This window comes from Billgrantia endophytica, assembly GCF_002879615.1.
Taxonomy (GTDB): Bacteria; Pseudomonadota; Gammaproteobacteria; order Pseudomonadales; family Halomonadaceae; genus Halomonas; species Halomonas endophytica.
The window spans coordinates 15,109-40,070 of record NZ_PNRF01000034.1; the positions used below are offsets into that span (position 1 = coordinate 15,109).

The window sequence follows — 24,962 nt, forward strand, 5'->3', positions numbered from 1 at the left end:
TGATTGGACTGCGCGTCCTGATATTGAATGAACATCCTGCGCGTTCAACAATACTATCTGACGCGCTTCCTTTCTTCCAACTCGTTGATTTCTCTCGCACCTAAGTATAGCTCGGCCACCTATGCAGAATTCGCACGCATGCGCGCTTTGCCGGTACCAATATACTGTATGCGTATTAACTAATATAGCGGGATGCAGAAAAGGTCATGACGCGCCACAGCCCTGGTTACTGTTAACCGAACCCCAAACCAGCCCAAACGCTCGCTGCCTCTCCTGTATAAACAAGCCACCCAACCACCCCACAATTCACCACAACCCCACACCAATACATGACCTGAAACGGCTGCTTCCTGGTTTTGTGCCGAAACAACCGCTGTGCTACCAGCGCGCCGGGCCAGCCACCGATCAAACCTGCGAAGAGCAGCGTGGCTTCTGGTGTGCGTCTGCTGCGCCTTCGGTCTGCTCTGTCTGTCTCGAGTCAGGTGGTGGGCCTTACTGAAGAAGGTAAACAGGACTGATTTTGTCAGGTGGGGAGTTGGGGGTCAGGGCACGCTACCGCCCTGCTGGCAGAAGGGATGATCATTTCCATCATCCCTAATGCGGCATCCCTGTGTACGGCTTGGTTGCAAGGCTTTGTTTGAAAAATCGGCGAGCGCAGCCAGTTTTCGGGCAGAGCCTAAGCCGTCTTCTGCGGCTTTTTACTTACCGTAACCAAGCATTACGTTGAGGGCAATGCCAACGAAAGCATGAGATGAACAGAAAAAACCCCGAAGGCGGGAATCCCACCTTCGGGGTTCGTGTCACAAGCTGGCCCGCATTACCGCCGCGGGCCTGTCGTTCAGCGGTGCAGGTCGAAGCGGTCGTTCTCCATGACCTTGACCCACCCTTTCACGAAGCGGTCGATCATGCGCTCTTCGCCGCCGTTGGCGGCGTACTCCTCGGCGATGGCGCGTAGCTGCGAATTGGAGCCGTAGATGAGATCGACGCGTGTCGCGGTCCACTTCTTCTCGCCGGTGGCGCGGTTACGGCCTTCGAAGCGTTCCTCACTCTCGTCGAGCGGCTCCCATACGGTGCCCATGTCGATGAGGTTGACGAAGAAGTCGTTCGTGAGCTGGCCGGGGCGGTCGGTAAGGATGCCATCGTTGCTGTCACCGACATTGACGCCGATGGCCCGCATGCCGCCAAGGAGCGCCGTCATCTGCGGTACGCTGAGGTTCAGCATGAACGCCCGGTCGATCATCAGGTGCTCGGCCGGGATGGACGTCACCTGGGGCTGCATGTAGTTGCGGAACGCATCGTGCCTCGGCTCGAGGTAGGCGTTGGTATCCACCTCGGTCATCTCCTGGGTCGCGTCGGTGCAGCCCGGGGTGAACGGCACCGTGACGTTGTGGCCGGCCGCTCTCGCTGCCATTTCGACCCCGACGCTGCCGCCCAGCACGATCATGTCCGCCAGCGAGATGTTGGCCTCGGAGGCGCCTCTGATCTGCTCGAGCCGGTCGAGCACCTCGGGCACGCCGGAGCGCACGTTGATGTCCCAGTCGGCCTGCGGCTCGAGGCGGATGCGCGCGCCGTTGGCGCCGCCGCGGTGGTCGGTCTGGCGGTAGGTGCAGGCCGAGGCCCAGGCGGTGCCCACCAGTTGCTTGGCGGTGAGGCCGGATTCGGCGATCTGCTGCTTGAGCGTGGCGGTCTGCTGCTCGTTGACCAGCGGTCCCTGGTGCTCGGGCACCGGGTCCTGCCACACGAGAGACTCATTGGGCACCTGCGGGCCGAGGTAGCGGGCGCGCGGGCCCATGTCGCGATGCAGCAGCTTGTACCAGGCACGGGCGAACTCGTCGGCGAGCACGTCCGGGTTCTGGTGAAACTCCTTGGATATCTCGAGGTAGGCGGGATCGGTGATCATCGCCATGTCGGCGGTGTTCATCACTGGCGGGTTCTTCTTGCCTTCCACATGGGCGTCGGGCACCCAGAATCCCTCCTTGACCTCGACCGGCTCCCACTGATTGGCGCCCGCCGGCGACTTCTTGACCTCCCATTGGTGGGCGAAGATGGTATTGAGATAGGAGTGGTCCCATTGGGTCGGCGTCGGGGTCCAGGCACCCTCGAGCCCCGAGGTCACCGTGTACTCACCGAGGCCGGTCTCGTTCTTGTTCGCCCAGCCGAAGCCCTGTTCGTGGACCTTCGAACCCTCGGGCGCTTCGCCGACGGCATCGGCTGGCCCGTTGCCATGCATCTTGCCGAAGGTGTGGCCGCCCACGGTCAGGGCGACGGTCTCGCGGTCGTTCATGCCCATGCGGGCGAAGGTTTCGCGTACATCCTGGGCAGACTTCATCGCGTCGGGAACGCCGTTGGGGCCCTCCGGGTTGACGTAGATGAGCCCCATCTGCACCGCGGCGAGCGGGTTGTCGAGCACGCGGCTGCCGTCTTCCCAGCTGCCGGTGTAGCGGTCATCGTTGGTCGACAGCCACTCGGTCTCGGGGCCCCAGTAGATGTCATCCTCGGGCGCCCAGATGTCGGCGCGGCCGAAGCCGAAACCGAAGGTGCGAAAGCCCATCGTCTCGAGCGCGCGGTTGCCGGCGAGCACGAGCAGGTCGGCCCAGGAGATCTTCTCGCCGTACTTCTGCTTGATCGGCCACAGCAGCCGGCGCGCCTTGTCCAGGTTGCCGTTGTCGGGCCAGCTGTTGAGTGGGGCGAAGCGCTGGGCGCCGGTGCCACCGCCGCCGCGACCGTCGATCGCGCGGTAGGTGCCGGCCGCGTGCCACGACATGCGAATGAAGAACGGACCGTAGTGGCCCCAGTCGGCGGGCCACCACTCCTGCGAGTCGGTCATCAAGGCATCGAGATCGGCGCAAAGTTCGTCGACGTCGAGCTGCGAGAACGCCTCGGCATAGCTGAAGTCGGCACCGAACGGGCTGGCGTCGGGGTGCTTCTGGTGCAGTACGTTGAGGGTGAGCTGGTCGGGCCACCAGTGCTCGTTGCCCTGCAGACGGGGCGTGGTGCGCGCAGCCCACTCCGGGCGTGTAGGCTTTTGATCGGTCACGGTATTCTCCTCGGCTAAAAGTGGCCTACAGGGCATTGTTATAAACACCTTCCGGCCCTATGCCGAAGGCATTGAGAATTCCTATAAGCCGTCAAACTACAGTGAAGGATTCAGGACCGATGCCGTCAAGCTGAAGGGAGGCTTTCGCCTCGATAGGAACAAGCTATGGGAGCAGCCCAGGCGATCGAACGGCTGACAGCTCTGCCCCTACCCCGTGGCATCCAGCATGCTTTCCAGCTCGCTCTCGTTGACGCCGAGCATCCGCAGGATGTTGCGCTGGGCGGCGTTGAGGATGTGCTGACGCTCCTGCTCGCCGGGCAGGCTCTTGGCGATGGCCACGGCGCCCACCAGGGAAGCGAGAATGGCGCGGGACTTGTCGGCGATGATCTCGCGGTCGGGCTCGAAGGGCAGTTTCTTCAGGCGGCTCAGGGCGATGAGCCGAGTTTCCAGCATCTTCTTCATGCGCAGGTAGGAGGCTTCGAACAACGTGCGGATCTCGGCGTTCTCGTTGCCGATCTCGTTGAACAGCACCGACTCGGGCCCCGGCTTGCACTTGCGTTCCAGCTCCTGGAGATTCCAGCAGTTGGCGACCAGCTCCGTCAGGTGTTTCACCGAGAGCGGCCCCTTGACCAGCCGGGCCGCGCGGCTGCTCTCCAGGGTTTCCCGCACCGAGGCGTGGTAGAGCGCTTCCTTCGAGGCGAAGTGGGCATAGAAGGCGCCGTGGGTCATCTTGGCCAGCTTCATGATCTGGCCGATGGAGACCTTCTCGAAACCTTGGCGGCTGAACAGCTCGATGGCCGACTTGAGGATGCGCTCGCGCGATTTGGCCTTTCGGCTCGTCGAGTCAGGCATGGCGACCTCACACTCCCCCGCTGAATATTATCTTGATCATATCAAGCCCGGTGATAGCGTGGCACAACCCCAAGCCGTTCAGGAATTTACCATGCAATCACCGCTCGTCATCACCGGCATGGGCATGATCAGCCCCCTTGGTTGCGGCGTCAAGGCAGGCTGGGAACGCCTTCTCACCGGCCGTTCCGGTATTTCCCCGATCTCCCGGTTCGATACCGGCGAGCTGCCGATCAAGGTGGCGGGCTCGGTGCCCGGCATCGCCGACGACCCGGAAGCCGGCCTCGACCCGGACCGCATTGCCGGCGCCAAGGAGCGTCGCAAGCTGGAGCTGTTCAGTCTCTACGCCATGGCCGCCGCCGAAGAGGCGCTGACCCAGGCCAACTGGTTCCCAGAAAGCGATGCGGACCGACTGGCCACCGCCACCATCGTGGGTTCCGGCATCGGCGGCTTTCCCACCATCACCCAGGCGCAGAACACCCTGTCGACGCGCGGCCACCGTCGGCTCTCCCCCTTCACCGTGCCGGCCTTTTTGGCCAACCTGGCGGCGGGCAACGTGTCGATCCGCTATGGCTTGCGCGGGCCGATTGGCTGCCCCGTGACCGCCTGTGCGGCTGGCGTGCAGGCCATCGGCGACGGCATGCGCATGATCCGCAGTGGCGAGGCCGAGGTGGCCCTGGTGGGCGGCGCCGAAGCCTGTATCGACCTGCTCTCGCTGGCCAGCTTCCATGCCATGAAGGCGCTCTCCACCGAGCAGGACGACCCCGCCAAGGCGTCGCGACCCTTCGACCAGGCGCGCAACGGCTTCGTCATGGGGGAAGGCGCGGGGCTGCTGGTGATCGAATCCCTGGCCCACGCCGAGGCGCGCGGAGCAACGCCGCTGGCCATTCTCAGCGGCTACGGCACCAGTGCGGATGCCCACCACATCACTGCCGGCCCGGAAGACGGCGGCGGTGCCGCGGCGGCCATTCGGGCCGCGCTGCGGATGGCGGGGCTAACTCCCGAGGCGATCGATCATATCAATGCCCATGCAACCTCGACGCCGGTAGGCGACCGGGCCGAGATCGCGTCGCTGCGCAACGCCTTCGGCGACACCCTTGCCGGCATTCCGATCTCCGCCACCAAGTCGGCCACCGGCCATCTGCTCGGTGCGGCCGGCGGCGTGGAGAGCATCTTCTCCGCTCTTGCGGTAATGCATGGCCGCCTGCCCCCTACCCTCAACCTGGAGAACCGCGACGAGGACCTGCACGACCTGGACATCGTCTCAGGTGCAATGCGCGAACATCGCAGCCAGCACGTACTGTGCAACGGCTTCGGTTTTGGTGGGGTGAATGCCGCACTGATCGTGAGCAAGGTGTAGCGCTACCTTGAGCTACTGGTAGCCACGTTCGATCGGCCAGCGTGCCTCAAAACCTCGGATTGATACTCAACGACAGCATGGCCGATAGCTGACACAACGGCCTTCCTGAATCCTGCTGCAACTCATTGAAAGCGCCCTGTACGACTTGCATATCGCGCTGACTGGTGGGGGCATGGTCAATGATGCCTGCGGCCATCAGACGTGCAACCACATCGCTGGTCAATAAAAAAGTATCTTTTCCGACCAAACGTAAAAATCCGGCAGCCGAGCGTCCACCTAGGCGGGCGCCGCGTTTGGCCAGTAAACGCCATAAGCCGATGATGTCAGCGCTCGGCCAGTCGGCAATGAACTCGCCAAAACTGCCGCCCTGTTCCTGGCGAATATCCAGAATGAATTGGGCATTTTTAGGGATGCTCTGCAGCTTGGTGCGATGACGGATGATTCGATCATTTCTCATATAACCTTCGATTTGCTCTGGGCTGAGTAACACCATTGTCTCGGGCACGAAGCCCCAGAAGACTTCTTCAAAGGCAGGCCACTTGGCATCGACCACCGAATGTTGCATACCGGCCTGAAATACCCGCTGGCTCATGGCAGAAAGATAGCGATCATCCCCCTTCCGCTTCAGCTCTTCAGGAGCAAGTGCCTTGGGCAGGAAAGCTTTCATGGCTTCGTCAGATTCAAAACGCTTGCGTACTGTGTCGTAAAGCCAGCGGTAGTCAAGAGTCATGCTTGTCTCATTTTTTTCGGATTTATACGCAGGTACTGGGCTTTGCCGGGTGCGCAGCCCATTGGGACAAGAAGATCGCGAAGATCCAGACATGCTATCGTCCCTATCCGGCAAGATCGATGAAGGTTCGCATCACCTTCAATGGGGCCCATCTTCAGTGGCTTTCGGCTTACCGTAACCAGCCATTTCGTTGAGGGCAATTGTTGAGGAACTTATCCAGCATTTGCCTGCCTGGCGTGACTTCGGTATCGCCTGTGAACATGAACAGGGACCAAGGCAGGCTCGCCATCTCGACCGAGTTGAGCGCCGCGAACAGCCATTCGATCACCTCGTTGCGTCGATGCGGATCGGTTGGCATCAGCGCATCGCTACGCTCGCCCAGGTGCAGCAGGATCGCGCCGCTCTCGAAGATCGTGAGGTCGCCGTCGGTCAACCACGGTACCTGCCCGAAAGGCTGATGGGTGAAGTGCTCGGCACACCAGCTCTGCCCGGCCGCACTACGCCTACCTGTTCGCCAACCGGCGAGGCAACTGCATGAAGGTGCTGATTCATGATGGCCTGGGCATCTAGTTCTGTGGCTTGCCGCCTTAATCAGGGCAAGTTCCACTGGGCGGAGACTTGGCACGGTGACCGAGTGGAGCTGTCATCGGACACCGGCACAGGTGTTCCTAGGAGAGTACTCAGGAGCACTGAAAACCGTAGGTGCTGCGCTTATTGCTTGAATTCAGGTATGGAAGCAACCCGGGGTACGAGTATCAGTTCGGTGGGTCACGTTAGCAGCGGGGTCAAGCCACCAAAAACTATCACGACCTCTATTCGCCACCTTCCAACTCAAAGCCTCTTTCATCTTCCAGAGTAGTGCCAGCCACCATGTATAATGCCCCCTCTGAGCTGCACAGGCTATAGTGCAGCTCAGAGGGGGCATTATACATGGTCGTTAGCTTATGCAATCGATGTACCACCCAGACCAACGTCTATGGAAAGAGCGGCAAGGGCAGGTAGTTTGATCATTCTAGATGGAATTAATTCAACAACAGGCGTCAGTTCGGTGCATGGTAGGGCATACCATGAAAATCAGCGGCTCTTCTCGTATAAGCCTTTTTTTCCTCATCGAACTTCTTGCCAACTATTCCTCCGCGCACGGAGCCTCCACTAACGTCGTGATAGGCCTCTACAAGTGCCGGAGAAAGTGGTTGACTGTAAGGTGTCGATATCCAGGATCTTAGTAGGTGACGTTTCTTCTCAGTCTCCTCAAAATCGACAAAATCAGTCCGCGAGTGCAAAATCACGTGATTGTTGAGTATTTGCATATCGCCCGGCTGCAGAGTCATATCGAAAGTAAAGACGTCCGACTCTACAAGACGATCCAATAGATCCATCGCTTCGACTTGATCGCAATCAGGAGCTGGTACGCCCTCGAATTCCTGGGCATAACGAATGTGATTGCGAACATACCTACAGCAGAACAATCCATCTCGCTCTGAGAAGATCGGAGCTGCATAGTATGGATTCTCTTCCGGACCTTCTTCTCCTTTGCGAGAGTAATGAATGTTTCTGTATAGTGCCTCGAGAAGCTCAGGAGCCGAGGAGGAAATTTCGTTTCTCATCGATATAGAGCATGCTATACGGCTCTCACCGCCCTTTTTAGCAGAATTGATGCAAAGCAGACTGACAAGGTCCGCCATATCAGTGTGAAAATCGAGCCTGGAGTTCGTATTGTAACCTCTCCCACTCGCCGAACGATAATTACCGCCGCTATCGCGGACGTTGCCGATCAGGTCACTACTGGCCCCCTGCGGCCGCAGCACTCCGAAGTGGTTACACAACCCCCAATAGAGCGTCTGGATTCGTTCGACAGGCAATGACTCGATAGGCAACCCACGAAGAACGATGAAACCCAACTCATGTGAGACCGCCGCCCTGACATCGGCAAGCAAACGATCGAGGTTCGTAAACGGAAAATCGTGAGCACAGCTTTCCAAGAGAGGCTTCCCGGTTTTTTCAAAGGCTGCCAAGCCTTCGATTAGCCCGGCTCGCTCTTCATCGGACACTGTTCGAACCCAAGCGTCACACGCCTTACCTGTCAAGTCTTTACTTTTCCAAGCCATTGGCATACGACGGGCAATGTTGTCTACACATAACCCATCCTCACCGGGGAAACTCAACTTGTTGTTAGAAAAGCTATTTTTACCAAAGCCAGGATCTGAATCGTGCTGTACCATGCTCTCATCTCCAGTTGCTCTTGCATGTATACCTACGGCTCTCAGCCTTGCCCATTGGATACGGTTTGTCAAACCTCTGTGAAAGACATACCTGATGGCGCTTTTAATTCCGCATAACAAAATTTAGTTCTAAAAGCAGGTATCCAATATATTCGTTTATTTTCAATAGCTTAATTCATATTGTTTTCGCTATCACGTCACACCTCCGGTTCATCCATCCTTGCCTTGGCGTGCGCCAATCACTTAGACTTGCTTGATTGGATACGATCTATAATGTAGGTATACTTCAGCTGGCATCACATGCTCAGCGATGGCTAAGACCAACGGCAGCGAGGCACGCAGCAATGGGTAGAACGCTTTTCGACAAAATATGGGAATCGCATATCATTGCCGAACGTGAGAATGGCATGGCGCTTCTCTTCATCGATCGACATTTAGTGCATGACGCCACAGCACAGGCGTTTGACCAACTCAGGCTCGAGGGGAAAGAAGTAAGAAGGCCAGAACTGACGTTCGGTATGGCCGATCACTACATTGCCACTCATCACGACCCCAATCGCGACCCCGTACATGAACAGATGGTGACCACCCTTGCGGAAAATGCTCACGAGCAGGGAATCACCTCTTTTGGGGCAGGCGATGAGTACCAAGGCATCGTACACGTGGCAGGCCCCGAACTGGGGTTGACTCTGCCTGGCGCCCTGCTTGTTTGCGGCGATAGCCATACTTCCACTCATGGGGCGCTGGGTGCACTAGCGTTTGGGATCGGCGCCTCCGAGGTCACCCATGTGTTGGCTACACAAACGCTTTGGCAGCAACGCCCCAAGACAATGCGTATCCGCATTGATGGGGAGCTGGGCCCCCAGGTTTCGGCCAAGGATCTGATTCTGACCATCATCAGCACGATCGGAGCCAATGGGGGGACAGGATATGTAATTGAATACACAGGAAAAACTATAAGCGACCTATCGATAGAGTCACGCCTGACCCTCTGCAACATGTCGATCGAGGCCGGTGCTCGAGCAGGCATGATTGCTCCTGACGAAACGACATTCTCCTATTTGAAGGGCAAGCGCTTCGCGCCGCAAGGAGAGCTATTCGAGCATGCCGTTGAGATGTGGCGCGGTCTCAAGAGCGACGATGACGCAAGTTATGACAAGGAAGTCGCAATAGATGCCGGCAAGCTAGCCCCTACCGTCACTTGGGGGAATTCACCGGAAACTGCGCTGCCCATCACCGGCCATATTCCAAGTCTCAACGAAATCGAATCCAACAAGCTGGAACAGTACAACGCAACCATCGAATACATGGGGCTCGCGCCGGGTGCGATGCTCACCTCCTTGAAAATCGACCAAGTTTTCATTGGCTCCTGTACCAACAGCCGTCTGGAGGATCTTCGCGAAGCTGCCGAAATTGCCAAGCTGGGAAGCGCCAAGGTACCTACTATCGTCGTACCAGGTTCTCAGCAGGTTCGGCAACAAGCTGAAAAGGAAGGACTGCACGAGATCTTTCAGAAGGCAAGTTTTGAGTGGCGCGAGCCAGGATGTTCCATGTGCGTTGCCATGAACGGCGATTCGGTGCCAAGCGGTGCTCGTTGCGCATCCACCTCGAACCGCAACTTCGCAGGCCGTCAAGGTCCTGGTAGCCGAACGCATCTCATGAGCCCTGCCATGGCTGCGGCCGCCGCTATTACCGGTCATCTCACCGACGTCAGGGAACTGGAGGGCAATATATGCTAGCTTTTACCGAACACTGCGGTCAGGCCCTACGCTTGCCCTGGGAAAACATCGACACGGATCAGATCATACCTGCACGATATTTGCATCGTCCCCGTAATGCCGGGTATAGGGAGCAACTCTTTCATGACCTGCGCTTCACGCCTGATGGAAAACAGCCCAGAGTGGATTTTCCTCTGAATGACCCCACCAAGGCGGAGTCCAGCATTCTCGTTTCAGGAAAAAATTTTGGCTGCGGCTCATCGCGTGAGCACGCCGTATGGGCATTGTTAGATTACGGATTTCGTGTCGTCATCGCTCCCGATTTTGGCGACATATTTTTTAACAACAGCTTAAAAAACGGTCTGTTGGCGATTCGCCTGGATGAGCGAAGCATCGAGGCACTTATGCAAAATGAAGGTGAGCCTACTATCCTAACGGTCGACTTACCTCAGCAAAGCATCACCACTCGCTCAGGCCTACGCTACGAATTCGAAATCGACCCCTATCGTAAAGAAGCTCTTCTGAATGGCGAATCCGATATCCAAATGACATTTCGCCTATATGATGAAATCACTAAATTTGAAACCCGCTATATCAAGGACAACCCTTGGATCTACACACCATAAACGCTTAATTTATGGAACCGATCGATATACTAACTGAAAGCCTGAAGGAGAAGGAAGATGGCAGTAAGATCCTTGAAAGAGCAGCTGAACTCTGATGATATAGTTGTTGCACCTGGTATTTACGACATGATTTCAGCGTTGGTGGCTGACCGCATGGGTTTCCAGGCTCTCTACGTAACGGGTTATGGCACGGTTGCTTCTCACCTAGGCCTGCCAGACGCAGGTATTGCTACCTATAGCGATATGGTAAGTAGAATTGCCACCATGGCGAAAATGACCAGCACACCTCTCATTGCTGATGCCGATACCGGTTATGGTGGTCTTCTCAACGTTCATCACACTGTACGAGGATATGAAGAAGCAGGCGTTTCCGCCGTTCAATTGGAAGATCAGGAGTTTCCAAAAAAATGCGGCCATACGCCTGGCCGCCGAGTCATTCCCTTCGAGGATATGGTACAAAAAATAAAGATCGCATGCGACGCACGACGCAGCGACGATCTCCTGATTATCGCGCGTACGGACTCTCGCACTGCCTTGGGGCTTGATGAGGCATTGAATCGTGCACAGGCCTACAGCGATGCGGGTGCAGATGTCATCTTTGTTGAATCGCCCGAGTCGGAACAGGAGATGGAAACCATTGGTAAGTGTATCAACAAGCCGCTGGTAGCCAATATGGTGCCAGGCGGGCGTACACCGCTACTCTCCGCAGAAAAGCTTCAGTCCTTGGGCTTCTCTCTAGCCATCCACCCTGCCGCCGGCTTCCTTGCCACCGCTGCAGCCCTAGAGAAAAGCTATACAGATTTGAAAGACAATGGTGGCGTGACCGACTCATCACTCCTATATAGCTTCAGTGAATTCAACGAACTGATTGGTTTCCCTGGCGTCTGGGAGTTCGAGAAGCGATACATGAGCTAAGGTCTGGAAACCGCTCACCGGGCTCGTTGGCCCGGTGAGGCTTCATCATAATACAGCCACTCAGGGACACACGCTTGCACGCAAATTTTTCGGGTACGATCCTTACCTTGGCTTTGGCCAGCCTAGGTGGGCTGGTTGGCCATCTTTTAGGCCTTCCTGCAGGTTGGCTACTTGGCTCCATCGCTGCGACCCTGACAGCCAGTATCGCAGGCCTTCGTCTCAATTATCCCAGTGAGTTTCAATCATTGGTCCTATTGCTCGTCGGCATCAGCATCGGCAGCTCCCTGAGCCCTAACTTTTTCTCCGAAGCAGTATCCTGGCTGCCAAGCTTGGCGGGGTTATTGGTCGTCATGCTGATCATCACCTTGACCGTCTCTCATGCACTGTTCAGACTCACTGGTCTATCCGGGAACACCAGCTTTCTATCGGCCTTTCCTGGACATATGGTGCTGGTGCTACAAACGGCATCGCAGTATCCATGCAATGTCCCACAAGTCACGATGGTTCAGAGCATACGTTTGCTTTTCCTGGTGGTTCTCTTTCCAACACTTGCACAAGGAGCAATGGATGGAAGAATCAATCAAATGCAAGAAACTCACTATTCTGCTCTCACCCTTCTTGTCCTCGCAGCAGGCCTGGGAGCAGCCCTATGCAAGCGCTATAAGCTGCCTGCCGCCGCTCTACTGGGCTCCATACTTGGTGCGTCTCTGATTTCCATCAGTGGCTTTGAGGTAGGCAAGCTACCCACGGGCTTGGAAACGGCGGTCTTCGTCTTGACCGGCGCGATGATCGGAACGCGCTTTACAGGCAACCATCTCGGCAGAATGGTCAAATTGCTTCCCGTGTCGTGTTTTTCCGCTGCCTTGACTTTGCTCGCAACCAGCGTAATCGCCTTGCCTGTCAGCGTTGCTATCAATGTACCTTTTACGCAGCTGCTGCTTGCATATGCCCCCGGCGGGGCGGAAGTCATGGCCTTGATTGCCCTAGCCGTCGGCCATGATGCAGGATTTGTAGGATTCCATCACTTGGCCAGGCTGATGTTCATGGCAATCAGCTTTCCCATACTGCTCCGGCTAATGATCAGCAATGAGTAAACGGCAAGGTGCCTAGGTTTTGTACGAAAAGTCGGCACGTAGGCAACGGTCTATGCGGGCCACGCATACCATGGCACGAAAGCTGCGGGCCAGCTTGTCATAGCGCATGCCGATTCGACGTAGTTCCTTGAGCCAGCCAAAGCCGCGTTCGATCACATTGCGCTCCCGATACTTGGGCTGGTCGAACTCCCGGGATAGCCCAGGACGAGGTTTTCGATGCATCTTGCGCTGCGCGATGACCGGCTTCATCCGGTGTCGGTCGCAGTAGCGGCGCAATTCATCGCTGTCGTAGCCCTTGTCTGAAGTTGACCCCCTTCTGAGCTGCACAGGCTATAGTGCAGCCATCAGGAGGACAGGATGAGTACGATAACCCCATCAAGCGATGGACCGCGAAGCGCGCCAGACACTGCGCGAGCAGAAAAGTCGTCCGCTCATTGAGCAACTGCGTACCTGGCTCGACAAGTCATTGGCCCAGGTGCTGCCGAAGAGTGCGCTGGGCAAGGCACTGCACTATCTGGATGGCCAGTGGAAGCGGTTGACCCGTTTCCTCGAGGATGGCCTGATCCCCCCCTGGACAACAACCCGGCGGAGAACGCCATCCGACCCTTCGTGGTGGGTCGCAAGAACTGGCTGTTCAGTCAGACACCCAGCGGTGCTCATGCCAGTGCGGCGATCTACAGCCTGATAGAAACTGCCAAGGCCAACGGCCTCTCTCCTTACGCGTACCTGACGTTCGTGTTCGAGACGCTGCCAACGCTCGGTGAAGGTGACGACCTCGACACGCTGTTGCTCTGGCGCTGGAAAGAGACCTTACCGCTCTAAGTCAAGCCTAAACAGATGTGGCTAGCGGATTGCTTACGAAGCGGTCGACAATGGTCGTGTCTAACGGCTGCATACCTCATCCATAAAAACGTTAGGATTAAGTACTATGCAGTGTAGTCAAATTTTTTTTACGACTGTAGTACTAGCGTCCACCGCCGCCACTTACGTCATGGCCACTCAATAGACTGATTCATAGATTTCAAGAGCATCCTGCTCCGTCACATCCCGAGGATTGTTGACCAGCAAACGCCGTTGCTGCATTGCGTCTGCGGCCAGTGCGCTGAGCGCGAACTCAGGAACCCCGACATCACGCAGCCTCAAGGGCAAACCACTCCTCTTCAACAGAGCCTCGATGCTTTCGATGAAACGCTTACAATCATCCACGCATGAGGAAGAGCGCGGTTCCCGTGTGAAGATGGGAGCCAACTCCGCGTAAAGGCCGGCAGCCTCCACCGCATTGAAGCGTAGGACCGTGGGAAGTACCAGCGAGTTGGAAAGCCCATGCGGGATGTGGTAATGCCCCCCTAATGGATAAGCCAAGGCATGCACTGCCGCCACTGGTGCGTTGGCGAAAGCCTGGCCGGCAAGACAGGAACCCAACAGCATGCCCTGCCGCGCCTCGAGATCGTGTCCATTGTTCATAACCCGGTCGATATACGCGACGAGAAGGCGCAAAGCTTCCTTGGCCAGCATATCGGACATCGGGTTCTTGCGAATCTTGCTTGTGTAGGCCTCTATCGCATGCACCATGGCATCGATACCCGTCGCTGTCGTCATATTGCGTGGCAGCCCTACCGTCAGGGCAGCATCGAGCACCGCAACGTCCGGGAGCAGTATCGGCGAGACGATGCCTGACTTCGTCGTCTCACCCGTCGTCACGATAGAGATCGGCGTAACTTCTGACCCCGTGCCGGCCGTAGTCGGCACTTGGACCAGTGGCAGCCTCTCGCCCTCGATTTTTCCGACCCCATAAGCCTCCTGCAGCGGCTGGCTGCAATGCGGATGCGCAAAGAATGCTACCAGTTTGGCAACGTCCATAGAGCTACCGCCGCCAAAACCGACTACCAGCTCAGCACGCATTCGTCTAGCCCGAACGATAGAATCGAGCACAATGGTTTCAGGTGGATCCGCTACCACGCCGTCGAACATCTCCACCTTGACCCCGTGGCTTTCCAGGTCTTCTATCGATGGCTCCATCAAACGCAAGTTGGAAACCCCTGGGTCCGTGATCAAAAAGATGCGCTCAGCCGAGAATTTACGAACCACTTCGTGCAGGCGTGATGCAGCTCCAGGCTCGACAATCAATTGACGAATAGTATTGAACTCAAAATTAGGCATTATTATTCCTCGCTCGTCCTGACAAGATCACACGCGGCCATGATATGCGCTTTCATTATCGATGAGGACCAGTCACTGTCTCCTGCGGCTATCGCGGCTACGAGATCGCGATGGTGTATCAAGCTACGCTGCTCATCTTTGGTGGAGAAAAACCGGTATGACCTAATTAAAAAACCGATATCCATGAGCGATAGAGCAGTTTCTTCGAGCTTAGAATTGCTTGCCAATTTTAAGATTTTTGTATGGAACTTGCGATTCAATACCGACAATGACTCGACTGTTTCGGGTGCCAGCTGGTAGCTTTCCATTTCATCACAGATGACCTCGAGATCCCGTATATCTCTCGGCGTGGCATTTCGCGCAGCAAACCCGGCAGCACAGCTTTCCAGACAGGCTCTTACTTGAAATATTTCAATAGCGTCCTTTCTCGTCCACCCACGTACCGCAGCACCAGAGTTGGGATGAAAAACCACAAAGCCATCTTGCGCAAGGCGATGCAGCGCTGTTCTAACAGGGGTCCTGCTCGTTCCCACCAAGCTTGCCAATTCATCCTCGCGCAACCTGTCGTTGGGAAGATACTCACCCGAAAGAATCGCTTCACGTATAATGATGTAAGCCCTTTCAGGTGCGGGAAGACTCGTAAATTTTGAATTTTCTGTATCTAAAACTTGCATATTCATTCACCTAACGCAGCCAAGGCTAAGCACTTAAATACTCCTAACATTTTGACATATCTCTTTTCTCTAACATCGTCATGTATTGCCTAGGCCCCCTTTTGCATTCCGATATATTTTCCAAGCAATAGGTGCCAAGCAGAATAGAACAATATCATAAACATCAGGGTGAGACTGCCAAGCCTATTCAGGAAAATTTCAAAAGACAGTTCCCCGACGCCCTGGAACGCGCTCATTAGCTGTCGATCCAATATCGGGCCAAGGGTGATACCTAAAATAACCGCCATCAAGAGAATCAGCACTATGGTGCTGACCACCTTAGCAGCGTATAGTGACACCAACAGGCCTGCGATGAGCAGGAAAAAGGAAGCCACAACCTGTGCGAACATGGCACCGTAAACAAGGCCCTGGAGATTGAAGAACAGCCGTGGTTCCGGGGTAAAGCCTTGCAGCATGAAGACACCCATCATTACCACAGTTGCCAAGCCACCCGGGATGCCCAGAGATAATATGGTGGCCAGAACCCCACCTTCGAATGCATTGTTTTCTGACTCAGCGCTAATCAAGCCTTCTTCCGCTCCCTTCCGGTTTCTTTGAGCTACGTTTTCTTTGCAGCTTACAACGGTTGCCACAATGGTACCACAGCACGGGGGCAGCGCTCCGTAGAATATGCCGATGGTGCTCGACTTGAACAGAGCCACGGGATGCTTCAGCACACGTTTGATTGCATACAAAAGGCTATACAGGCTCTTATTACTACCATTTTTCCTTCGCCTCAATCGGTCACATAATGGAAATCCCATCCATTAATTCCTGAATTCAAGCAATAAGTCCAGCGCCTGCGATATTGGGCTCCTAAGTATCCCCCAGAAACCCCTGTGCCCGATAGCCAAGCCGTTTTCTGGCGATCATTCAGCTTCTTCACCACCGCGCTCAACTCAGCATAGGTGACCTGGCGAAAGTCGGTTCCCTTGGGAAAATACTGCCGTATCAGGCCATTGCTGTTCTCGCTGCTCCCACGTTGCCCAGAAGTAGTAGGGATCACAAAAATAGGTCGCTACGGTCACCGCCTTGGCCACGGCTCCGTGACTAGCAAATTCCGAGCCATTATCCAAGGTGATGGTCTGCACAGCACCCTGGTGAGGCTTCAGCAGGCGGATCATGGTCGCTTGTGTCAGCTCCGCCCAAATCCTAGGCAGCCGTGCCGCTAGCAGATAGCCGCTACGACGCTCTACCAGCGTGACCAACCCTGATTGCTTGTGCCCGTGGATCAAGGTGTCACCCTCCCAGTGCCTGAAGCGCCTGCCGGTCATCGACCCCAGCCGGCGATGCTTACGGCTGGGAATCTTGCCAAGCCCTGCGCTCTTGGCCTGGGCCCGGTGTGTCGTTTGGGCTGACCCAGAGGTCGCCACCCTGCGCCTTGTCATCCTAGATCAAGGAGTAGACCCACTGATGACTGATGCCGCCGGCCAAGGGCGACATGAAACCGCTATCCTCGAATCTGGGTCAGCTGTCGGTATCCATGCTCTGCTTCACTTTGGTCGGTAAAGCAGGGAGAGTACCGGCGCTGGCCCTCCTGCTTCTACCGTGCGGTCCAAAGTGCTACGGTTATTCTATGAATCTAGATACCAAAATACTTATAACAATAAAACATACAGTGGTTAGTGTTGATAAATTTAAAAATCGACATACCCATACTTCTTATGAAGGACCGGAGTTACTCGAAGATGTCAATCCTTCGCGTAATGACCGATATATTTTAAGAAAAACAGGTGCAGTGCAGAAGATGATTACTCCGAGTAGCACTACACTTACAGGGCGCCCAAGGAAAATATCTAAACTTACCCCTCCTGCTCCCTGAAAAGTGCGTAATAACTGACTATCTAAGATCGGACCTAATATGATACCTAGAACGACGGCGATCAACGGATAGTCGTATTTACGCATTAAAATACCTAAAGCAGCAAAGAGCAGCATAACTTTAACATCAAACATTTGTAGATTAACTGCGTACGTTCCTGCCACAGAAAAAACAGCCACCAATGGTATTAACACCCTTGTAGGTATATTAATAACTCTAGTAGCATAAAAAGACACCAACAAGCCTGCCAGCATGAGAAAAATGGTCGCAATGAACAAAGAAAACATGACACCATATACTAGACTCTGGTTATCAATAAATAGGCGAGGCCCAGGTATCAAACCCTGTAGCATTAATGCTCCAACCATTACCGCAGTAGCCATTCCGCCTGGTATACCCAACGAAAGCATGGTAGCCAAAGCACCGCCTTCAGATGCATTGTTTGCCGACTCAGCGGCAATCAAACCTTCTTCCGCCCCCTTCCCGAACTCTTCCGATTTCTTCGAGCTGCGTTTTGCTTCATTATAACTTACCACACTCGCAACCGTTCCTCCCGCCCCTGGCAAAGCACCGATAATTACCCCTATAGCACTTGATTTTAACACTGTTAGTGGGTGTCGAAACGTCTCACGAATACCCATTAATAATTTTTGGCAACGCCCTCCCCGTTGCTCTTTTACATCAGTATCAGTAGAAATATATCGCTGTTGCAACATATAATATAATTCTGAAAAGCCAATTAAACCAATAAGCGCCGACATTACAGGCAAGCCATCCATTAGCTCAAAATAACCATGCGTTCCTCTTATGGCTCCGGTAGATGTCATACCTATAGTTCCCAAAAGAACTCCGAAAGCCCCTGAAATTAATGCTTTTAAAAAACTAGCATGTAGAGTTGCTATAACCGTTAATCCCAACACCCCTACCAAAAATAGCTCAGGAGGGCCAAACATTAGTGCCGCTGCAACAATTAAAGGCATAACTAGAACCAAGAAACATGCGCCCAATAAGTTGCCAATAGTTGATGCACTAACCGCTATTCCTAATGCTTCGTTTGCCCTACCTTTCCGTGTCATTGGATGGCCGTCAAAACCTGTTACTATTGCCTGGGGAGATCCAGGAATATTGAGAAGGATAGACGGTATAGAACTTCCAAAATTACCACCGGCGTAGATCGCAGTTAGAAAGGCAATTCCCATGATTGGGGACATAGGGTAGGTTAGCGGCAACATAATACTAATTGCTAACGGCGTACTAAACCCAGGGATGGCACCGGTAATAATTCCAAAAAAAACCCCTAGCACCATTATCGCTAACACCTTCCAATCTGCTAACAGCAGCAGGCCTTCCAGAACTGGCACTAAATCAAACATATAACTAACTCCTAAAGACAATACCAACGTTTAAATAAGCCAGCCTGTGGGAAGGGGTATATTCAACCAAATATCAAAGACAGCGTAAATAAAAACCACTGTCACTAAGGGAACCAATGTCACCAAGGGAACTAAAGAAATTAAAGTCCAAGATTTTTTTAAGAACATTAGCAAAAGAAAAGTCATGTAAAGCCATGTTGTTACCACAAAGCCGACCCACTCAATACTAAACACATACAGAGCAGTCAAAGCCAAGAAATAAAATGTTTCTTTCTTGCTATAATTTTCACCTACCCTTTCCTTAGGCAAGGATTTTTTGAACTCCAAAAAATCAAATATAAAGAAAAGAACCACACCAACCACCAATATCATATAAACAGGTTTAATGAGAAGTAAGTTAACATCTGGACGTGGTAGGCTACGCACCTCTATAAAATAATATGTTGCATAGCCAAACATTATCAAGGGAACTAAAAGCTCCCCTTTCTTGTTTTTTATATAAGACAACATTGACGAACACCTTATCTCTGTACAATACAAAAATAGGGGGAGAGCCCCCCCTAAGTACTAGGAATATCATTCGCCTTGCAAAATTTCACTATAGTTCTCTACAACCTCATGCATCTCTTCAATAAAGGCCTTTGACTGCTCTGGACCATAGTAACCAGAAATCACATCCGACCCTTGGTTAGCAATATGTGCTTGGTAGGTATTGCTGTGAAATACATCACTATAGCTTTTAACAATAGCATCAAATATTTCTGGATTTTCTTCGGCAAAAGAGCTGTGTACAGCAATAAAGCGATTATCACCTATTTCAGGGAGGTTAGCTTCTGGGTAAACCTCATTGACAGGTTGAGCATCAGGCCAAGCGGGAAAAGGCTCATGAGAAGAAACTGCCAACACACGCACTCTATCACCTAAGGTTATATCACCATACGCAGACGAAAAAGCTGCATCCGAGTGGCCACCTAGCAAATCGGTACGCTGCTCTCCCCCGCCCCCACTGAATGCTACTACCTTAGGCTCCAAATCGAGCGCATCTAGGAAAGCCACACCAAATAAATGGGTGCCTGCACCGGTAGCCATAGAAACAGTTACATTGCTGGGATCATCGCGGATGGCATCCACCAAATCCTCAATCGTTTCATAAGGAGAGTCTTCCCTCACAGTAATAGACGTATAATCACGCTGCTCAATGTTGATGAATCTAAAGTCATCAAGTGTAAAATCTGCCCCTTGCGCTATGATATTCATACTTAATGTGGGCTGGATACCCGCAAAAATATAGTGACCGTTATCTGGTGAACCAAGGAAGGTTCTCGAACCCAACAGCCCCGAGGCGCCACCTCGGTTGTCGACTAACATTGAGTAATCGTGGGTTTCCTCCCAATGCTGAGCTAAACCACGAGCGAAGCGGTCCACGGAACCACCGGCGCTAAACGGTACAATCAGGCGCGCATTTTCATTTGGCCAATCCTGTGCATGAACAGCACTCGCTCCTGCGCTAGCAGCGGCAACAACGAATCCAGCTAGGGCTGCCGTTAACGCAGATCTTTTAGGCAGCCTACTAAGCGGATGCAACGTCACGGGACGCTCCTTAACAGTGGTAGAAACAGCGGGTATATTTTGAACAGTGCGCTTAGCTACGGCTGTAGCACGAGACTGGACGGTCATACTTGCTCCTCTCTACTATTGTTTTACATGCACTTATTGTTTTACATGCACTTGTTCGGTGCATGCGAGATTATTTTTAGTATACGGGCATCTCTCTGGACAAGTCTCTCCGTGACCGAAGCTGCTCCCCTACCCTGTATTCCAAATTAGTTTATTGGATACGATAAGTCAATAAAGCCTGATACCCTACCTTCGTCTAAAGCTATCCGCTCGGCTTGCTACCGAGCGTTCCTCCTCATATAGTTTTTCTCATCGATCCGAAAAAACTATATATATTATTGATTTTAAATAAAAAATTTGAATAATATAGTCCTGTAACAGCAATCGATTGCAAAGGAGTCTTATGCGAATGAGACTGAATTAATCCCATACAGACGTGCTATCCAATATCAGGTAAGCAAATTGGATACAAAATGCTACGCCCTAGTATTGAGCGATTGGCATCGCTCGCGGGTCTCCGCACCGAGGCTCAGCCTCTTTGGCGCACGCTCCCCCTCAGAATCGGCACTACCGGTAGGATACGCTGTACCGGCGAGAGCTTTCCCTCGCGCATTTGCCCGAGCAGCAACTCGGCTGCCGCCGCGACCATATCCTCAACCGGTTGGCGTACCGTGGTAAGCTGGTAACTGGGCCAGGCAGCCAACGGGGTATCGTCAAAACCAATGACCGACACATCTTCCGGGATGCGTAGACCGAATTCCGCTCTCAGCGTCTCGACGGCGGCAATCGCCATATGGTCATTGGCGGCGAATACCGCATCGGGATACGGCTGCTTGGTGAAAAGGCGTCGCGTTGCCTCACGCGCCTTGTCGAAATGATACTCACCATACTCTTCCGCCCAGCATGAAAACCCTTGGGACAACAGGGCATCGAGAAAGCCCCGTCGGCGGTATGCGCCCGTAGAAGAAGAAACTAGGCCGTTGATGAAGGCCATGCGACGATGGCCCTGGCTAACCAGGTAGCTGCCTGCCCAGTACCCCCCGTGATAATTATCGCTGGAGACCTGGCTGACCCCCGTGAAATCCACGGTGCGATTGATCATTACCACTGGAATGCTGCGGTCAACGCACTCCTGTGCGAAGGGCGTCGTCAGCGAAGCCGCCAGCATCAGGATACCTTCGGCCTGGCTTTGCAGAATCTCCGACATCACATCCGTCGTATCACCATCAGCGCTCACCAGAAACAGCAGCAGATGATAGCCCTCGGACTGGAAAGTCCGCGAAGCTCGCGCCAGGGTCAGCGCATAGAAGGGATTGTCAAGTTGTGAAACCACCACCGCGACAGTACGTGAAGAGCGCGTAATCAGCGAACGGGCAATAGTGTTGGGACGATAGCCTAGCTGCCGCGCCGCCGCCAAGACCTTCTCACGGGTCTTGGCGGAAATGCTTCCCTTGGGAGAAAAGCAACGGCTGACAGCCGACTGCGAAACCCCAGCCAAACGGGCCACATCATAGGAGGTCACAGACCTTCGCTTCATGAATCCCGCTCGTCGAGCGACTTCCGGTATGCGCCAAGCGCCATCAGTTGGCGGTCGCGCCAAGCCTGACGCTCGGCCAGCCCCTCGAGAGGCAACGCCGAGCGCCGTTCGACCTCCAGGGCAGCGAGAGTTTCCTTCTCCCAAGGCGAGACTCCGTCGCGCTGGGCATCTACGTCGGCATAGAGCGGGCCATAGCGGCGGCCGTAATCGGCCACCCCCGCCGGGGTATTAAGATCGATCGTCTCGAACGGATCCATGAAAGACCAGCGCAGTCCCTGGCCGTGCTTAACGATCTTGTCCAGATCCTCCACCGACACATAGCCGTCACGGAACAGGCGAAGCGCTTCATTGAGCAGCGCCCCCTGCAACCGGTTGAGGATAAAGCCCGACAACTCGCGCTTGACCAGCACCGGTACCTGGCCTACCTCGGACATCAAAGTTATCGTCCGCTCAAGCGTCTCCTGGTCAGTCATCGGTGAAGGCACCACCTCGACGATAGGAACAAGATAAGGGGGAATTCACCGGATGCGCTACTAGGCAGTGCTCCGGATGCGCCAAGTGCCCAGTGAAACGAGATGCCGTAATGCCCGAGGTGGAGCTGGCCAGAACAGTGTCCGGTGCCGTCGCCCCCTCGAGGCGGCTGTATATCGCCTGCTTCATCTCAAGATTCTCGGGGCCGCACTCCTGCACGTAGCCAGCCCCACCCACGACAAGCGCCAGATTAGGTTCGACCTGAATGCCTGCGAGAATTACCTCGGGATCTTTGACCAAGCCGGCACACTGCAGATCATGCAGCGACATATAAATCGCTTCGGTGGCACCACTCAAGGCCTCCTCCTGGGTATCGTACAGCCTCACCGAACGCCCCGCCCGCGCAATTACCATCACCATCGACCTCGCCCGTCCAAGCAGTCCTGCGCCCACTACGGCGATAGGCTCCGACATGCTGCTTCCTTTCGGTTCACAGAACTCGAAACTAGAGAATTGCATTCGTATGCAATCGATACTAGCCTTGCAATCACTGTCTGTCGAGGCAATCCAATATTTCTCCAAGCTCAACAGGAAATCGACATGATCCGACGACTAAAAACGGGCGCCACCAACGAAGCCCGCACCGAAGCCGACCGCAAGGTCCGCGAAACCGTCGAACAGACTCTTCAAACCATCGAGGCACGGGGCGATGAGGCCGTGCGCGAGCTTTCGGCAAAATTCGACCGCTGGTCGCCCGCCTCCTTCCGGCTGACTCAAGCCGAGATCGAACAGGCCATGTCAGAACTCACGACTCAAGAGTTGGAAGACATCCGCTTCGCCCAGGCACAGATTCGTCGCTTCGCCGAGGCCCAATTGGCCAGCATGCAAAGTCTCGAAGTGGAAACACAACCTGGCGTGGTGCTCGGTCATAAACACATCCCTGTCAGTGCCGTGGGCTGCTACGTTCCTGGCGGCACCTACCCCATGGTCGCCTCCGCCCACATGAGCGTATTGACCGCCAAGGTAGCGGGCGTCAAGCGCGTCGTTGCTACCGCCCCACCCTATCAAGGCAAACCACATCCAGCCATCGTGGCAGCGATGCACCTAGCCGGCGCCGATGAAATCCTGGTGCTTGGCGGCGTACAAGCGATTGGCGCCATGGCCATTGGAACCGAGTCGATCGACCCGGTCGATATGCTGGTCGGCCCGGGTAACGCCTTCGTCGCCGAAGCCAAGCGACAGCTATTTGGGCGAGTCGGCATCGACCTATTCGCCGGCCCCACCGAAACACTGGTCATCGCCGACGAAACCGTCGACGGCCTACTCTGCGCCACCGACCTACTGGGCCAGGCCGAACATGGCCCCACCTCGCCCGCGACCCTGCTCACCAACTCCGAAACCTTGGCCGAGGAGACACTCACTGCTATCAATGAACTGCTAACCAAGCTGCCCACCGCCGAGATTGCCCGCCAAGCATGGAATGACTACGGCGAGATCATCGTTTGCGATACTCGCGAGGAAATGCTCGAGATTGCCGATGAAATGGCCTACGAGCACGTGCAAGTCATGACCAAAGATTCCGACCTATATCTCGACAGGCTGACAAACTACGGCGCGCTCTTCCTCGGCCCGCGCACTAACGTAGCCTATGGCGACAAAGTGATCGGCACCAACCACACCCTGCCGACCAAGAAGGCTGCACGCTATACTGGTGGGCTATGGGTCGGCAAGTTCCTTAAGACCTGCACTTACCAGAAGATACTCACCGACGAGGCCTCCACCGAGATAGGCGGCTACTGCTCGCGCCTGTGTGCGCTGGAAGGTTTTGCTGGCCACGGCGAGCAAGCTAACGAACGCGTGCGCCGCTACGGCAAGCGTGACGTACCCTATGCCTCCGCGGTGCCGGTATGAAGCTGCCACAAACCCCGAGTCTGCGCCTGGATGGGCGCAGCGCTCTCGTGACTGGCGCCAGTCAGGGTATTGGGCTGGCCTGTGCCTGCGCTCTTGCCCAAGCCAACGCCCGGGTGACCCTAGTGGCCCGCAACCGCGAGCGGCTGGAAGAGGTGGTAGCAGCCCTGGGTGCCGCCGGACACGAAGCCGATGGCCTCGCGCTGGACGTTCAAGACCAGGCCGCAACCCGCCGCGCTCTGGCGGGTCGGCGCTTCAACATACTAGTCAATAACGCTGGCACCAACCGTCCTAAACCGATCGATCAGGTCACGGAAGAAGATTACGCAGCGGTCATGGAGCTCAACGTCCATGCGACCTACTTCCTTACCCAAACGGTGATCGAAGGGATGCCCAAAGATGGCAGCGTGATCAACATCTCCTCGCAAATGGGGCACGTGGGTGCCAAGAACCGCAGCCTTTACTGCGCCTCGAAAGCCGCAGTGGAAGGCATGACCCGAGCCATGGCGGTCGAACTGGGCTCTCATGGCATTCGCGTCAACAGCCTTTGCCCTACCTTCATCGAAACCCCGATGACAGAACCATTCTTCCAAGAGCCCGGCTTCCGGGAGGCAGTGCTTGCCCAAATTCCCCTGGGAAGGCTCGGCCGGATCGAAGACGTGATGGGCCCCGTGGTGTTTCTCGCATCACCCGCCGCCAGCCTTGTCACCGGCAGCGCCTTGATGGTAGACGGTGGCTGGATCGCTCATTGAGCCGATAAACCCTCTGATAAGCCACACATAGCCTGGCCAGTGGACCCGCTAGTTTTTA

General features: G+C 54.9%; 21 protein-coding genes and 4 pseudogenes. 8 read left to right on the forward strand and 17 right to left on the reverse strand.

Annotated features, from left to right (window positions below; translation table 11 throughout):
- Positions 1-232 precede the first annotated feature (232 nt).
- The 3 genes and pseudogenes from C1H69_RS16760 to C1H69_RS16770 form a co-directional block, all read right to left on the reverse strand.
- Positions 233-451: pseudogene (locus C1H69_RS16760) on the reverse strand (DUF1294 domain-containing protein); the annotation flags it as partial.
- Positions 452-838: 387 nt separating this feature from the next.
- Complete coding sequence (gene katG, locus C1H69_RS16765; protein ID WP_102654532.1) at positions 839-3,037, reverse strand: catalase/peroxidase HPI; 2,199 nt, start codon at positions 3,035-3,037, stop codon at positions 839-841.
- Positions 3,038-3,244: 207 nt separating this feature from the next.
- On the reverse strand, positions 3,245-3,889 hold the full coding sequence (locus C1H69_RS16770) for a TetR/AcrR family transcriptional regulator (RefSeq protein WP_102654533.1): 645 nt from the start codon (positions 3,887-3,889) through the stop codon (positions 3,245-3,247).
- 91 nt (positions 3,890-3,980) lie between these two features.
- Here C1H69_RS16770 and fabF point away from each other — a divergent pair, with 91 nt between their 5' ends.
- The gene (fabF, locus tag C1H69_RS16775) at positions 3,981-5,246 is read left to right on the forward strand and encodes a beta-ketoacyl-ACP synthase II (protein ID WP_102654534.1); all 1,266 of its coding nucleotides are present in this window, start codon (positions 3,981-3,983) and stop codon (positions 5,244-5,246) included.
- Positions 5,247-5,292: 46 nt separating this feature from the next.
- Here fabF and C1H69_RS16780 read toward each other — a convergent pair whose 3' ends face one another.
- The 3 genes from C1H69_RS16780 to C1H69_RS16790 all read right to left on the reverse strand — a co-directional run bounded on the left by C1H69_RS16780 (position 5,293) and on the right by C1H69_RS16790 (position 8,198).
- Positions 5,293-5,976 carry a DNA-3-methyladenine glycosylase I gene (locus tag C1H69_RS16780; RefSeq protein WP_102654535.1) on the reverse strand — a complete coding sequence of 228 codons (684 nt, stop codon included), beginning with the start codon at positions 5,974-5,976 and terminating at the stop codon, positions 5,293-5,295.
- 169 nt (positions 5,977-6,145) lie between these two features.
- The gene (locus tag C1H69_RS24450) at positions 6,146-6,601 is read right to left on the reverse strand and encodes a glutathione S-transferase family protein (RefSeq protein ID WP_338066183.1); all 456 of its coding nucleotides are present in this window, start codon (positions 6,599-6,601) and stop codon (positions 6,146-6,148) included.
- A gap of 415 nt (positions 6,602-7,016) precedes the next feature.
- Positions 7,017-8,198, reverse strand: a complete 1,182-nt coding sequence (locus C1H69_RS16790; RefSeq protein ID WP_102654536.1) for a TauD/TfdA family dioxygenase — start codon at positions 8,196-8,198, stop codon at positions 7,017-7,019.
- A gap of 344 nt (positions 8,199-8,542) precedes the next feature.
- Here C1H69_RS16790 and leuC point away from each other — a divergent pair, with 344 nt between their 5' ends.
- From leuC to C1H69_RS16810, 4 genes are all read left to right on the forward strand, one after another.
- Entirely contained in the window at positions 8,543-9,937 is a 1,395-nt protein-coding gene (gene leuC / locus C1H69_RS16795; RefSeq protein ID WP_102654537.1) for a 3-isopropylmalate dehydratase large subunit, read from the forward strand.
- The gene (leuD, locus tag C1H69_RS16800) at positions 9,931-10,542 is read left to right on the forward strand and encodes a 3-isopropylmalate dehydratase small subunit (RefSeq protein ID WP_102654538.1); all 612 of its coding nucleotides are present in this window, start codon (positions 9,931-9,933) and stop codon (positions 10,540-10,542) included. The genes leuC and leuD overlap by 7 nt, the downstream gene beginning before the upstream one ends.
- A gap of 57 nt (positions 10,543-10,599) precedes the next feature.
- Positions 10,600-11,457, forward strand: coding sequence for an isocitrate lyase/PEP mutase family protein (locus C1H69_RS16805; protein ID WP_102654539.1), 858 nt, complete (start codon positions 10,600-10,602; stop codon positions 11,455-11,457).
- Between the two features lie 74 nt (positions 11,458-11,531).
- Complete coding sequence (locus tag C1H69_RS16810; RefSeq protein ID WP_165789514.1) at positions 11,532-12,551, forward strand: AbrB family transcriptional regulator; 1,020 nt, start codon at positions 11,532-11,534, stop codon at positions 12,549-12,551.
- 12 nt (positions 12,552-12,563) lie between these two features.
- Here the strand turns inward: C1H69_RS16810 and C1H69_RS16815 are convergent.
- Positions 12,564-12,848: pseudogene (locus C1H69_RS16815) on the reverse strand (transposase); the annotation flags it as partial.
- A gap of 79 nt (positions 12,849-12,927) precedes the next feature.
- On the opposite strand from C1H69_RS16815, the pseudogene C1H69_RS16820 reads away from it, so the two are divergent.
- Positions 12,928-13,373 (forward strand): annotated as a pseudogene (locus C1H69_RS16820) (IS66 family transposase); the annotation flags it as partial.
- Positions 13,374-13,550: 177 nt separating this feature from the next.
- Here C1H69_RS16820 and C1H69_RS16825 read toward each other — a convergent pair.
- From C1H69_RS16825 to C1H69_RS24225, 10 genes and pseudogenes are all read right to left on the reverse strand, one after another.
- Complete coding sequence (locus C1H69_RS16825) at positions 13,551-14,711, reverse strand: iron-containing alcohol dehydrogenase (RefSeq protein ID WP_102654541.1); 1,161 nt, start codon at positions 14,709-14,711, stop codon at positions 13,551-13,553.
- 2 nt (positions 14,712-14,713) lie between these two features.
- Positions 14,714-15,385 (reverse strand): GntR family transcriptional regulator, encoded by a 672-nt coding sequence (locus C1H69_RS16830; RefSeq protein ID WP_165789515.1) that lies wholly within the window; start codon positions 15,383-15,385, stop codon positions 14,714-14,716.
- Positions 15,386-15,474: 89 nt separating this feature from the next.
- Entirely contained in the window at positions 15,475-16,188 is a 714-nt protein-coding gene (locus tag C1H69_RS16835) for a tripartite tricarboxylate transporter permease (protein WP_102654543.1), read from the reverse strand.
- Between the two features lie 52 nt (positions 16,189-16,240).
- Positions 16,241-16,876: pseudogene (locus tag C1H69_RS24635) on the reverse strand (IS30 family transposase); the annotation flags it as partial.
- A gap of 210 nt (positions 16,877-17,086) precedes the next feature.
- On the reverse strand, positions 17,087-18,619 hold the full coding sequence (locus C1H69_RS16845) for a tripartite tricarboxylate transporter permease (RefSeq protein ID WP_102654545.1): 1,533 nt from the start codon (positions 18,617-18,619) through the stop codon (positions 17,087-17,089).
- A 30-nt stretch (positions 18,620-18,649) separates the two neighbouring features.
- A complete protein-coding gene (locus C1H69_RS16850; protein ID WP_102654546.1) occupies positions 18,650-19,129 on the reverse strand; it encodes a tripartite tricarboxylate transporter TctB family protein in 480 nt (159 codons plus the stop codon).
- Positions 19,130-19,195: 66 nt separating this feature from the next.
- Positions 19,196-20,296, reverse strand: a complete 1,101-nt coding sequence (locus C1H69_RS16855) for a tripartite tricarboxylate transporter substrate binding protein (RefSeq protein ID WP_102654547.1) — start codon at positions 20,294-20,296, stop codon at positions 19,196-19,198.
- 469 nt (positions 20,297-20,765) lie between these two features.
- Entirely contained in the window at positions 20,766-21,773 is a 1,008-nt protein-coding gene (locus tag C1H69_RS16860) for a LacI family DNA-binding transcriptional regulator (protein ID WP_102654548.1), read from the reverse strand.
- On the reverse strand, positions 21,770-22,207 hold the full coding sequence (locus tag C1H69_RS24220; RefSeq protein ID WP_240609976.1) for a 3-hydroxyacyl-CoA dehydrogenase family protein: 438 nt from the start codon (positions 22,205-22,207) through the stop codon (positions 21,770-21,772). The genes C1H69_RS16860 and C1H69_RS24220 overlap by 4 nt, the downstream gene beginning before the upstream one ends.
- 31 nt (positions 22,208-22,238) lie before the next feature.
- Positions 22,239-22,664, reverse strand: a complete 426-nt coding sequence (locus C1H69_RS24225; RefSeq protein WP_240609977.1) for a 3-hydroxyacyl-CoA dehydrogenase NAD-binding domain-containing protein — start codon at positions 22,662-22,664, stop codon at positions 22,239-22,241.
- 180 nt (positions 22,665-22,844) lie between these two features.
- On the opposite strand from C1H69_RS24225, the gene hisD reads away from it, so the two are divergent.
- Complete coding sequence (gene hisD / locus C1H69_RS16870; RefSeq protein ID WP_102654549.1) at positions 22,845-24,155, forward strand: histidinol dehydrogenase; 1,311 nt, start codon at positions 22,845-22,847, stop codon at positions 24,153-24,155.
- Positions 24,152-24,904: an SDR family NAD(P)-dependent oxidoreductase gene (locus C1H69_RS16875; RefSeq protein ID WP_102654550.1), complete on the forward strand. Its 753-nt coding sequence runs from the start codon at positions 24,152-24,154 to the stop codon at positions 24,902-24,904. Before hisD ends, C1H69_RS16875 begins: the two co-directional genes overlap by 4 nt.
- The last annotated feature ends 58 nt before the right edge of the window (positions 24,905-24,962 follow it).